Below are 12,026 nucleotides of genomic sequence, written 5' to 3'. Positions count from 1 at the left end.
AAGCCCGAAGCCCGAAGCCCGAAGCCCGAAGCCCGAAGCCCGAAGCCCAAAGCCCAAAGCCCAAAGCCCAAAGCCCAAAGCCCGAAGCCCGAAGCCCAAAGCCCAGCCCGAAGCACAAAGCCCAGCCTAGCCCAAAGCCCAAAGCCCAAAGCCCGAAACCCGAAACCCGAAACCCGAAACCCGAAACCCGAAACCCGAAACCCGAAACCCGAAACCCGAAACCCGAAACCCGAAACCCAAAGCAGGATGCCTTTCCGCATGCAGGCGCATGTCGTTGCCGAAGCGCGAAGCAGGTTTCGCGAAACTCCTATTGCACTTCTTTCAGCAAGCAATCCGCCTCGGACTCACCCAAACCTGTCAGGGCAAACGCGCCCCAGGCCAGTGCACGACCGATGCCAAAGATCGTGGGCGCGAATCTGCTTTCAGTTTCGTCAGCGACTTGCGCGTCGTTTTTCGACGTCCATCGAATACGCTGTCACTGCGACTTTTGCGTCTCGCAGTATCGGGACATGCGCTGCACATGCAGCGCATGTCCCGGGCATTTAGTATGGAGGAAAGAACTGCGTCCGTGATGTCCCATGGGCAGGGTGTCAAATTCATAGAAATATGCAGACGCCGGACGCGACTTCCAGCGCTCGCGGCATGAGCACATCGGTAAGCGCGATGAAAAGTGGTCGCTCCCATGATTGCTTGTAACGCGAATTATTTCGAAGTCCTTTCCATTTCAGGCCCGGGTTGCACGCGTCCGCACGACGCAATTTCAACGGTGTAAAAGGGTGGCTGGTCAGATCCTGGAATTCCATCGTCGTGGCTGCTGGAGTTTGGATAGGAAGTCAGCAAGGATGCTTCCTCGGCTCTGCGTGCACGTTTCGATCGCGCGCCAAAGCGGTCCTCGTAATTCCCATCTCCTGACTAAAAAAATTCTGGCATTGGTACTGCTCGTTCCGCGTTCGCCGGATGCTGGATGCTGGACTGTAAAGGAAGACAAGTGTGGATGGCATGTAAATCGCTGCTGCCCTCTACCAACCCAGTGAGTGCCAGTCCATTTCAGCTTTTCCGTTCGATTAAGGATCTCTCGTCCGCCATTCCGCTCACGCAAGACTAACGTTTGATTTGTGCCCCTAATAAAGAAGCAGATATCTTTATTAACTTTATAAACTCCAGGCATTGAAGTTCAACGCAGTCTGATTCAGACGGGCCAGTTCGTAATGGCGAACGCCAGCCCGGTCCGAGAATAGAGGAATAGCGTATGGCAGATGGCGCATCAATCGCAGCCGCGAGCATGAGTAGCGATATACAACGCATTAATATCATCAGCCAGAATCTGGCAAATGCATTGACGCCTGCCTACAAGCGCATGTTGCCCGTCTCGTCCGGTTTCGACACATTCATGACGCCAGCGGGCATGCATGAAGTGCAGGGTAATTCAGGGGGACTAGGCACCATCCGGGATTTTCGCGCCGCACCGCTTCGTCATACCGGGAACCCGCTGGATCTGGCGATAGAAGGGGATGCGTTTTTCGTGCTGCAGGATGCGGCGGGCGCGACTACTTACACTAGGCAAGGCAGCCTCGCCCTGGACGCAGGCGGCCGGCTGGTCGCCCCTGGCGGCGCCGCTGTAATGGGCATCAACAGCGATATCCGCCTGGAATCGGGCCAGGCCAGCATCGACCGCGCCGGGCGCGTAGTTGAAAAGGACACGGTCGTCGGCCAAATCAAGCTGGTGCGTTTCGACGACGCCCGCAAGCTTGAAGCGGCGGGAGTGGGCGTCTACAGGCAGGGTAGCGCGCTGCTGGAGCCAGCCGGCGAAACTGCCGCGCTCAGGCAGGGTCACGTCGAGGCGTCCAATGTTGTGCCGGCAGACGAGATGGTGCGCATGATCGAGACGATGCGCCATTTTGAAGGTGGACAAAAAGTCATCCGGTGGTACGACGACATGCTTGAACAGGCGTTATCGCGCCTGGGCCAGTACTAGCCGATGCCCCTAGCCTGCATGAACATCCGCGTACCTCTTCTCGCTTCTTCCACATGACCTACTATTAAAGACATTGCATGCAGAACTCCCTGTACGTGGGCGCCAACGGCATGGCGGCGCAGCAAACCTACATCAATACCATCTCCAACAACCTGGCCAACGTTAACACGCCGGCATACAAGAAGTCGCGCGTCAGCTTTCAGGACATGGTGCTGCAGCTCCAGGACCGCGCCGACGCCAGCGCCAGCAGCGACCTGCAGCGCAGCAGCGGCGCGGGCAGCGTCGCGCTGATGCTGGGCAAGCAGTTCACCGTAGGCCAGTTGAAGAAGACCGATGTCCCGACCGACCTGGCGATCAATGGCGATGGCCTGGTGGAGCTGGTCATGCCGGATGGCTCGACTGCCTACACCCGCAACCTGTCGCTGCAGGTGACGCGGGACGGCTTGCTGGCAAATGCCGACGGTTACCCCCTGCATCAGCAGATACAGGTGCCGCTGGAAGCGACTGCCATGCAGATCGATGCCACCGGCAAGGTCATGGTTACCGTTCCCAACGAGAAAGCCGCGGTGGAAGCAGGGCAGATCGAGTTGGTGCGCTTCGTCAATCCAGCAGGGTTGGCGCCCATGGGCGACAGCTTGTACGGCGGCAGCGAGAAAGCTGGAGACCCGCTGCGCGGCAAGCCTGGGGAAGCCGGCTTCGGCTTGCTGAGCCAGGGCTATGTCGAAGCCTCGAACGTGCAGCTCGTCGAAGAAATGGTAGGGCTGATGCTGGCCCAGCGCGCCTATGAAATCAACGGCAAGGTGATTCAGGCGTCGGACGAAATGCTTGGCATCGTCAATGGCCTGCGACGCTAGTTCCGCCATGCGCGCGGCGATCCTGCTAATGGCGATAGCTGCCGGCGTTTGCCGGGCAGCGCCGGTATCCGTGGACTTGCGCGATAGCGCGACGCTGGAAACGCGCATGGTTCGGCTGGCGGATATCGCCAGCGTGCAGTCCGACGACCAGGTCCTCGCCAGGCGCTTCGGCGATACGCAGATACTGATGCTGGGCCAGCGTGGACAGCCGGTGCGGCTCACCCGGGAGCGCATACGCCATGCGCTGGACAAGCGCCTGCCCGGCTTACAGGACGCTTACCAGCTTTCGGGGGCGCCCGCGGTCCATTTGATCTGGTCGGGACGCATGCTCGATAGCGGGGCGCTGCAGGCCTGGTCGGCATCGGCGCTAAGCGCTTTGCTGAGCGAGAGCGCGCCGCATGCCGACGTCAGCATCACACCCTATCCGCTGTCTTCGGCCACGCAGCTCTACGTCGCACCCGGCCGGATCGACTATGCGGCACGGCAGGTGCATCAGGGCTTGACTGAGCGCATGCATATGCTGGTCGATGTGCTGGTGGACGGCACGGTGGCGCTGTCGGTCCCGGTCTGGTTCAGAGTGCAGGGGACCCAGCTCGCGTGGCGTGTCCGGCAGGATGCGCAGGCGGGCGCCGCGCTGGACGCGTCCATGCTGGAGCCAGTGAGGGCGCCCCTGTCGCACCAGCAGCTCGCCGCGCATGAATCGCATGCGCTGGACAGCGCGCGTCTCAGGCGTGCAAAGCAAGCGGGCAGCCTGCTGCTTGCCGACGACATCGACCAGAAAAAGCCGGTGGAACGCGGCAGCGAAATACTCGTCCGGGTCGTGCGAGGCGGCATTGCGGTAGAGGACCGGGCGCTGGCTCTCAACGAGGCGGCGCACGGTGCGTCGGTGCGCGTTGTCAATCCCCGGACCCAGGCCAGCTATCTTGCGACCGTCGTTGGCGATGGCGTGGCCGAAGTCAGATGAGAGGGCAGCCATGACCGATCGCAATAAGCAACGTCAAGCCGGTTGGCCGCATACCTGCGCGGCGACGGTTTTCAATACGGTGCTGGCGGCTGCGTTAATCACGGCAATGGTAATGGCGCTGACGCCTGCCGCACCGGTCCGCGCCGCCAGCCTCTACCAGGGTGAAGGATCCTATCGTTCGCTGACGTCGGACAAGCGTGCCTACCGGGTTGGCGACATGCTCACTGTGCTGGTCGTCGAAAATTCCAGCGCCAGCGCAAATGCCAATACCAGCACCGAAAAGAGCGGCGGCCTGACCTTCGGAATGAAGACCAGCACCAGGGGCGAGACCGGCAGCCTGCAGCTCGGCGACACGTTCGGCGGCAAGGGCCAGATCCAGCGTTCCGGCCGGCTGCTCGCGCAGCTGAGCGTGATCGTGCGCGAGGTCGACGCGGCCAGCGGCACGCTCAGCGTGGCTGGCGAACAGCAGATACTGGTCAATGACGAAAAGCAGGAGATCAAGCTGTATGGCAAGGTGCGTCCGATCGATATCCTCGACAACAATACCGTGCTGTCGACCCGGCTGGCCGAAGCGCACATCAGCTACATCGGCGATGGCATCCTGAGCGAGAAGCAGCATCCGGGATTGCTGACCCGCCTGCTCGGCTGGCTGGGCATACTATGACCCGCTATCCGAAGAACATGGCGATGCTGCACCGTGCGCTTTCCGTGCTGCCGCTGCCGCTGCTGCTTCTGGTGCTGCTGCTCATGCCACCGATGGCCGGCGCCGCCGTCGACAGCGTACGGCTCAAGGATATTGGCCGCTTCGGCGGCTGGCGCGACAACATGCTGGTCGGCTACGGCGTGGCGACGGGCCTGGCGGGTACCGGCGACTCTGCGCGCAGCCGCACCGCCCGGCAGTCGATTGCGAATTTACTGAGCCAGTTCGACATCGTGGTGCCGGCCGACCAGATACAGAGCCGCAACGTGGCGACCGTGATGATTACCGCGACGCTGCCGCCATTCGCCCGCAGTGGCGACAAGCTCGACATTACCGTGACATCGATGGGCGACGCCCGCAGCCTGCTGGGCGGCATCCTGCTGATGACGCCGCTCAAGGGGCCGGACGGACGCACCTATGCGCTGGCGCAGGGCGCCTTGTCGGTCGGCGGGTACAAGTACGACCTCAATGGCAACGTGGTGCAGAAGAACCATCCGACCGTTGGCAGCATTCCGGGCGGGGCATCGGTCGAGGTGGCCGTCGGCAGCGACATGCTGCACGACGGCCGGCTGGAATTCGTGCTGTCCGACCCGGACTACACAACGGCAAGCCGTATCGCCAGCGCCATCAATGCCGGGCTCGGCAGCGCGCTGGCAGCCGCGGTGGACGCCGCCACCGTCAGCATCGTGGTCCCTCCCGACTATCGCAACAGCCTGGTCGGGTTCATGACGCTGGTGGAAGGCGTCAGCGTGCAGCCGGACAAGCGCGCGCGCGTCGTCGTCAACGAGCGCACCGGCACGGTCGTCTCCGGCGCCGACGTCACCATTTCGCGGGTCACGGTGAGCCATGGCGACCTGCGGGTTGCGGTCGTCACCGACTACCTGGTGTCGCAGCCCATGCCGGCGCGGATCAACGGACCGGGGGTGCGCACGGAGGTGGTGCCGCAGACGCGCATCGACGTCAGCGAACCGAGGGTCGAGGCGGTGCAGCTGGGCGTGGGCAGCACGGTAGCCGACCTGGTGCAGGCGCTGAACCGGATCAAGGCCAGCCCGCGCGACATGATATCCATCCTGCAGGGCATCAAGGCAGCGGGCGCACTGCGGGCCGAACTCATCATCCAGTAGCGCTTACCAAGGTCTCGCATCATTTTCCAGGAAGGCTGAAGCATGGCACCGATACTCCCCCTACCATCCGCGGCACTGCAGGTCGTCTCGCTGGCGCTGGACGCGGCCGGCCTGCGGCATCAGGCCATCGCCGCCAATATCGCCAACGCCGGCAACCCGACCTACCAGCGCCGCGGCGTCAGTTTCGAAGCCCGGCTGCGGGAGCTGGCGGACGGCGCGTCGCTGGCAGGCGCCAGCACCGCGTCGCTGCAGCCGCGCCTGGTCAACGACAATGGTGCGGCGGCGCTGGACCAGGACGTTGCCGCAATGGCCGCCAACGCGCTGCATTTCCAGACGCTGCTGAAGGCGCTCAATGCCGAACTCGAGCTGATGGGAATGGCAGCCAGCGACGGGAGGCGCTAGGCATGGATTACCAGGCTGCTTTCGCCATCGGCGCCGCCGGCATGGCTGTGGAAAAAATGCGCGCCGACCTGGCTTCCCTGAACCTCGCCAATGCCAATACCACGCGCACGGCCAATGGCGGCTATTACCGCGCCGGCCGGCTCGTGACGCAGTCCGCGCCCGGCTTCGATGCGCTGATGCAGGCCGGCGCCGCTGCGGCGCTGCCGCTGCCCCATGCCAGCGGCGTCGTCACCGTCGAGGCGCCGCCGCGCCTGCTGCTCGAACCCGGCCATCCTCACGCGGATAGCCGCGGTTTCGTCGCCTATCCGCAAATCGACACACTGGCCGAGATGGTCACCATCATGAATGCAACGCGTGCCTACCAGGCCAATATTGCATCGATCAGCGCTGCGCGCAGCATGGCGCAGGAAGCGCTGAAGATCGGCGGCGGGCGATGACGGCGCCGATCGCATTCATCCCGCCGGGCGCCGACCTGCAGGCGCTCGCAAGTGCCGGCATGGCGGCGCCGGGTGCTGCCGGGTCCGGCCTGCTGGATGGCCCCGGCGGCACCGCGTTCGGCAACGTGCTGCAGGCGCAGCTGGCCGAACTGGACCGCAGCCTGAAGTCCGCGGGAACGCAGTCAATCAGGCTGGCCGCCGGACAGGTCGACAGCCTGCACCAGCTGATGCTGGAGATCGAGCAGGCGCGCATTGCGTTTCAGCTTGCGCTGCAGGTGCGAAACCGCTTGATGGAAAGCTGGCAGGACGTCCAGCGTATGCAATTGTAAGGACATGAACATGCTGGAAAAAATCAGGCAGCAAACCCTTGCTCTCGGCGCACTCGCCCGCGTCGCCGTCGCCGCCATGCTCTTCCTGCTGCTTGCCGGCGCCGTTGCGCTCGCATGGCGCCTGATGGCGCCCGAGTACCAGGTGCTGTTCTCCGAACTCGACGCCCAGGACGCCAGCGCCATCATCAGCGAGCTGGAACGGATGAAAGTCATGCACCGGCTGCAGGACGAAGGCCGCACCATCCTGGTGGAGAGCCACGATGTCTACCCGGTCCGGCTCAAGCTGATGAGCAAGGGCGTCAACCTGCGCGGGACGGTCGGCTTCGAACTTTTCAGCGATTCGGACTTCGGCATGACCGAGTTTGCGCAGAAGATCAATTACCAGCGGGCGATGCAGGGCGAACTGGCGCGCACCATCATGGCGCTGGAAGAAGTGCGCGCAGCACGCGTGCATCTGGTCATACCGGACTCCGGCCTGCTGCGCCGGGGCGACAGCCATGGGAAAGCGTCAATCACCATCACCACCCGGCCCGGCAGGCAGTTGCAGCCGGCCCAGGTGCTGGGCATACAGCGCCTGGTCGCAGCCGCCGTGCCGCAGATCGAGCCGGCCGCGGTGACGATACTGGACAACCGCGGCGTGGCGCTCAACGCCGCGGCCGACGCGGACAGCGGCACTGCGCTGGCGGGCGGCGACGCCCGGCTCGACATCAAGCGCCAGACCGAGGCGTATTTCATCGAGAAGGCGGGCAAGGTGCTGGACCGCGCAGTCGGTCCCGGCCGGGCCATCGTCACGGTCGATGCGCTGCTCAATCACGAAGCCTTGAAAGTCACGCAGGAGCAGGTGCTGGTCGCGGCCGGTAATGGCGGCGAAGGCGCGGTGGTGCGCAGCAAGCAGACCAGCCAGAGCGAAGGCAGGCCGCGGGCGGCCGCTGGCGCGCAGACGTCGGATGCCGGCGCGGCGGCGCGCAGCGATTCCAGCATCAACGAAGTCGAGTTCCAGCATGGCAAGCGCATCGAGCAGATCGTCACCGCGCCCGGCGCGATCCGCCGCCTCAGCGTCGGCGTGGTGTTGCCCGAGACCTTGCCGCCGGCGCGTGCGCAGAAACTGACCGAGGTGGTGTCCATGGCGGTGGGCCTGAACCAGGCGCGCGGTGATGCCATTGCCGTCTACAGCCTGGAAACCCTCGCCGGTGCGCGGCATGAAAGTCAGGCGGCCGAGGCGCCGGCGACGGATGCGCCGCCGGCCGGCACAGACGCCTTCGCCCGCATCGCGAGGCCGGGAGGCGCAGGCGCGACGCCGGTCTCGCGCGATGAACTGGGCCATGCCTACGCGCTGCCGGCGGCCTTGCTGATCCTGGCCTTGTCGCTGGCCATGCTGTTCCTGCGGCGGCGCCGGGCGGACGCGGTCCGTCTGTCCGACAGCGAACGGGTCCGGATGCTGCATGAACTGCAGGAATGGCTGGCGCCGCGCTCTCCCGGGGGCATGCGATGACGGCGCCGGGGTCTGAACGCTTGCGCAAGGCCGCGCTGGCGTTGCATGCGCTGTCGCGCGATGACCGCAGCTGGCTGTTGCGGCGGTTGATGCCGTCGATGCGCATGCCCCTGCAGTCCCTGCTCAAGCAGCTGCAGGCACTGGGTATCGCGCCCGGCTTGCGGCCCGGGGAGTCGCTGCTGCCGCCGGTCGATGAGGACCCGGCGCTGGATGCTGACGAGGTGGTGCTGGTCGATACGGCCGACGTCCGGCAAATAGCGGAGGTGCTGGCGCTTCAGCCCGAGCAGTTGCGGGTGGCGCTGCTCGACATGCGACCGTGGCGTTGGCGTGCCGGCTACTGGGATTCACTGTCGGCCTTCCAGCGCAGCCGCCTGGCCGAACTGTCGGCTGCGGCTCCCGTGCTACGTGCGGCAATGCGCGCGGCGCTGCTCCACGGATTTTCAATGGCGCTGGCGCCAGCCGACAAGGCTGCCCGCGCTGGCGCCGGGTCGAAGCCGGCCGCAGCAACCGGGATGCGCGGATGACACCGGTCATCAAGGCGAGCCGCGTGGCCGCGACCGGCGTGCCGCTGCGGCAGCATCCGCGCGTCGCGCATGCTGCTGAACGCTTGCCGGCCCAGCAGCTTGCGGATGTGCCCGATCTGGCCGGCGGCCGCGCGCCGATGTCGGGACCGGAGTCGATGCCGGGAACGCCCGCCGCCGGTGCGGCCGTAGCCGCGGCCGCCCCCGGCGACGATGGCCGGTTCACCCAGGACGATCTGCACGCGCAGGCTTACGACGCCGGGTTTGCGGCCGGACGGCAGGAGGGCTGGGACGCAGGCCGCGAAATGGGCATGCTTGACGGCATGCAGCAAGGTCGCCAGGACGCCGACGCGGCGGCCACGGCCCAGGCCGCTGCGCTCGCCGCACTGGGCGCCGCTATCGCCGAAGCCTGCACCCGGCGCAGCGCCGCCATCGAAGCGATGGCGATCGAGATCGCGTTCGCCGCGCTGTCGAAATTGATCGGCCAGAGCGCAGGCGACCCTGCCGTCGTCACCGCCACCGTGCAGCGGGTGCTGGAACAGCTGCCTGACCGTGCATTGCGGGCCATCCGGGTGTCGCCCGCCCACCATGCGCTGCTGACGCAAAACGGCCATGCGCTCAAGTCCGGCAGCGCGATCCTGGTCGCGGACGAACGGGTGCTTATCGGCGGCTGCATCGTCGACACCGACGCCGGCAGCCTCGACGGCCGGCTTGAAACCCAGCTGCTCGAACTCAAGACCCTGCTGGTCGGCCTGCAGCGCGCGCATGGGGCACCGGCATGAGTGGCCAGCGCTACGCCGACGCGGTGGCCCAGGCCGAACTGGTGCGGCGCATCGGCCGCGTCACCCAATTCTATGGCCTGGTGCTGGAAGCGAGCGGTCCGGACGCGTTCCTCGGGGAAGTCTGTGAAGTGTATTCCCGCGGCCAGGCGGCGCCCGTGCTGGCCGAGGTGGTGGGCATACGCGACGGTCGGGTGCTGCTCATGCCTTACGGCGAATTGCGCGGCATCGGCATGGGCGGCGAAGTCATCGCGCGCGGCCGGCCCTTGCAGGTGCCGACCGGCTCCGGCTTCCTGGGACGTGTGGTGGATGCGTTCGGCCATCCGATCGACGGCATGCCCGCGCCGCCGGCGCATGCCATGGTCTCGCTGCGCAAGGACGCGATCAACCCGCTGGCCCGGCCGCCCATCAGGCAGGTGCTGGAGAGCGGGGTGCGGGCCATCGATGCGTTGCTGACCCTGGGGAAAGGCCAGCGGGTCGGTATTTTCTCGGGCAGCGGGGTGGGCAAGAGCACGCTGCTGGGCATGCTGGCGCGCAATGTGAAGGCGGATGTGAATGTGATCGCCATGGTCGGCGAACGCGGACGCGAGGTCCGGGAGTTCATCGACTGCAGTCTGGGTCCGGAGGGGCTGAAGCGGTCCATCGTGCTCGCCTCCACCTCCGACCAGCCGGCCCTGATGCGCTGCAACGCCGCTTACGCTGCCACGGCCATGGCCGAATACTTCCGGGAGCAGGGCGCCGACGTCGCGCTGATCATGGATTCGGTGTCGCGCTTCGCCATGGCGCAGCGCGAGATCGGCCTGGCGGTCGGCGAGCCGCCCACCGCGCGCGGCTACACGCCATCGGTGTTCGCAAGCCTGCCGCGCCTGCTCGAGCGCTGCGGCACCGGCCCCGAAGGCGGTTCCATCACGGCGTTTTATACGGTGCTGGCGGAGGGGGACGACCTGTCCGGCGACCCGGTGGTCGACGCCGTGCGTTCGGTGCTGGACGGGCACATCGTCCTTTCGCGCGCGCTGGCCGACCAGCGCCATTTCCCGGCGATCGACATCCTCAGGAGCATCAGCCGCCTGATGCCGGCCTTGATCGGCAAGGCGGAACAGGACCTGGCGCGGCGCACCGTGAGCCTGCTGCACCGGCTCGAACGCAGCCGCGACCTGATCGACATCGGCGCCTACAAGAGCGGCTCGAATCCCGAGCTGGACCGGGCGCTTGCGCTGGCTCCCGAGCTGGACCGCTTCTTAACGCAGGACGTCGCCGAGGCCGTGCCGCGCGCCCGGGCGCTGCAGGCGCTGCAGGCCATCGTCGAGGAGAACTGATCCGATGTCATCCGCCTACCGTTATCCGCTGCAGACCTTGCAGGACCTGCGCGAGGCCGAGCTCCTGCCCGCCCGCGCCGCGCTGGCGGCGGTCGAACAGCGCATCCGGCACATCGAGCACGAGACCGCGTGCTGCCGGGCCAGCATCGGCGACACGGAACAGTCGCTGCGGCGCAGCCAGGCCGACGGCATCCTGGACATCGAGCGGCAACGCGTCACCAGGCTCTACCTGGGCAGCCTGCAGCGGGACGCGGGCCGGCTGGCGGCCTGCGCTGCGTCGCTGCAGTCGGAACGGGCGCAGTGCATGGAATGCCTGGCAAGGGCCAGGAGCGCGCTGCGGATGCTGGAACTGCATCGCGCGCGCCTGGCCGGCGAACATGCGATCCGCACTGCGCGCCGCCAGCAGAGCGCGTTCGACGATGGCTGGCTCAGCCGCATGCGGCGACGCGGCGGGCAGGCATGAGCGCGATCGACGCGCTGCCGGCGCCGCATGCCGCACCGGCCCGTGACGGCAGGCGTGCGCCCGATAGCCTGTCTGCATGGCGCCAGGCGTTCGACCGGGAGCAAATGGCCGCGCTGGACAAGTTTCGGTCGGTGAAGGCGCCGGGCTTCGCGGCGGTATCGTCCCGCGGGGGCGCAGCGCCGGTCGCCGCCAGCGATGTCAATTCCTCCCTGGCGACGGCCGGGACCGCCGCTGCGAGCAGACCGGCTTCCGGGCCTGCCGCCAACAGCGTTCGCGGCCAACAAGCGCAGGCTGCGTGGCTGCCTGCGGCGCGCTCGTCGTCGCGGCAGTTGCCGCCGCCACCGTCCCAAGCGTTGTCCGGACGCTCTTCCGCCGGTCCCGCGCCGCTTGCCGTCCAGACGGAGTCGAAATCCGGCGTCGCCAATGACATCCGCACCGCGCTGCCTGCCGGCATGCTGGCGAGATGGCCGTGGCGCAAGCTCCACTGCATGGCTGACGCCGACGGCCTGCACCTGTGGCTGCGGGACGCCGACGCCACGCAGCATGACCCGGCGCTGCAGCGCTGGCTGCGGGAACTGGGCGGCGCGCTGGCCGCCGCCGGAACGCCGCTGCGCAGTTTTACCCTGAACGGCAGGGACTTCCCGCTTCCGTCCATCGTCTTGTAAAGGAA

14 protein-coding genes are annotated in these 12,026 nt (G+C 66.4%); all 14 read left to right on the top strand.

The window, feature by feature from the left end; genetic code table 11:
- Positions 1-1,249: 1,249 nt before the first annotated feature.
- The 14 genes from QOL82_RS22375 (at position 1,250) to QOL82_RS22310 (ending at position 12,021) form a co-directional block, all read left to right on the top strand.
- Positions 1,250-1,975, top strand: a complete 726-nt coding sequence (locus QOL82_RS22375) for a flagellar hook-basal body protein (protein WP_283444536.1) — start codon at positions 1,250-1,252, stop codon at positions 1,973-1,975.
- Positions 1,976-2,052: 77 nt separating this feature from the next.
- Positions 2,053-2,829 (top strand): flagellar basal-body rod protein FlgG, encoded by a 777-nt coding sequence (gene flgG / locus QOL82_RS22370; RefSeq protein WP_283444535.1) that lies wholly within the window; start codon positions 2,053-2,055, stop codon positions 2,827-2,829.
- A 106-nt stretch (positions 2,830-2,935) separates the two neighbouring features.
- Positions 2,936-3,793, top strand: coding sequence for a flagellar basal body P-ring formation chaperone FlgA (gene flgA / locus QOL82_RS22365; protein WP_283444534.1), 858 nt, complete (start codon positions 2,936-2,938; stop codon positions 3,791-3,793).
- A 10-nt stretch (positions 3,794-3,803) separates the two neighbouring features.
- The gene (locus tag QOL82_RS22360; RefSeq protein WP_283444533.1) at positions 3,804-4,457 is read left to right on the top strand and encodes a flagellar basal body L-ring protein FlgH; all 654 of its coding nucleotides are present in this window, start codon (positions 3,804-3,806) and stop codon (positions 4,455-4,457) included.
- Positions 4,454-5,617, top strand: coding sequence for a flagellar basal body P-ring protein FlgI (locus tag QOL82_RS22355; protein WP_283444532.1), 1,164 nt, complete (start codon positions 4,454-4,456; stop codon positions 5,615-5,617). The genes QOL82_RS22360 and QOL82_RS22355 overlap by 4 nt, the downstream gene beginning before the upstream one ends.
- 42 nt (positions 5,618-5,659) lie before the next feature.
- On the top strand, positions 5,660-6,019 hold the full coding sequence (locus QOL82_RS22350; protein ID WP_283444531.1) for a flagellar basal body protein: 360 nt from the start codon (positions 5,660-5,662) through the stop codon (positions 6,017-6,019).
- Between the two features lie 2 nt (positions 6,020-6,021).
- The gene (flgC, locus tag QOL82_RS22345; protein WP_283444530.1) at positions 6,022-6,456 is read left to right on the top strand and encodes a flagellar basal body rod protein FlgC; all 435 of its coding nucleotides are present in this window, start codon (positions 6,022-6,024) and stop codon (positions 6,454-6,456) included.
- Positions 6,453-6,785, top strand: coding sequence for a flagellar hook-basal body complex protein FliE (gene fliE / locus QOL82_RS22340; RefSeq protein WP_283444529.1), 333 nt, complete (start codon positions 6,453-6,455; stop codon positions 6,783-6,785). The genes flgC and fliE overlap by 4 nt, the downstream gene beginning before the upstream one ends.
- Positions 6,786-6,795: 10 nt before the next feature.
- Positions 6,796-8,277 carry a flagellar basal-body MS-ring/collar protein FliF gene (gene fliF / locus QOL82_RS22335; RefSeq protein WP_283444528.1) on the top strand — a complete coding sequence of 494 codons (1,482 nt, stop codon included), beginning with the start codon at positions 6,796-6,798 and terminating at the stop codon, positions 8,275-8,277.
- Positions 8,274-8,801, top strand: coding sequence for a hypothetical protein (locus tag QOL82_RS22330; RefSeq protein WP_283444527.1), 528 nt, complete (start codon positions 8,274-8,276; stop codon positions 8,799-8,801). Before fliF ends, QOL82_RS22330 begins: the two co-directional genes overlap by 4 nt.
- Positions 8,798-9,580: a FliH/SctL family protein gene (locus QOL82_RS22325; protein WP_283444526.1), complete on the top strand. Its 783-nt coding sequence runs from the start codon at positions 8,798-8,800 to the stop codon at positions 9,578-9,580. Before QOL82_RS22330 ends, QOL82_RS22325 begins: the two co-directional genes overlap by 4 nt.
- Positions 9,577-10,893 carry a FliI/YscN family ATPase gene (locus tag QOL82_RS22320; protein WP_283444525.1) on the top strand — a complete coding sequence of 439 codons (1,317 nt, stop codon included), beginning with the start codon at positions 9,577-9,579 and terminating at the stop codon, positions 10,891-10,893. The genes QOL82_RS22325 and QOL82_RS22320 overlap by 4 nt, the downstream gene beginning before the upstream one ends.
- Before the next feature lie 4 nt (positions 10,894-10,897).
- The gene (locus QOL82_RS22315) at positions 10,898-11,356 is read left to right on the top strand and encodes a hypothetical protein (protein ID WP_283444524.1); all 459 of its coding nucleotides are present in this window, start codon (positions 10,898-10,900) and stop codon (positions 11,354-11,356) included.
- Entirely contained in the window at positions 11,353-12,021 is a 669-nt protein-coding gene (locus tag QOL82_RS22310) for a hypothetical protein (RefSeq protein WP_283444523.1), read from the top strand. Before QOL82_RS22315 ends, QOL82_RS22310 begins: the two co-directional genes overlap by 4 nt.
- Positions 12,022-12,026: the final 5 nt, after the last annotated feature.

It is taken from the genome of Noviherbaspirillum suwonense, from assembly GCF_900182955.1.
Taxonomy (GTDB): domain Bacteria; phylum Pseudomonadota; class Gammaproteobacteria; order Burkholderiales; family Burkholderiaceae_D; genus Noviherbaspirillum_A; species Noviherbaspirillum_A suwonense.
The sequence above is the reverse complement of the archived record's forward strand: the minus strand, read 5'-3'. Positions and strand labels throughout refer to the sequence as shown.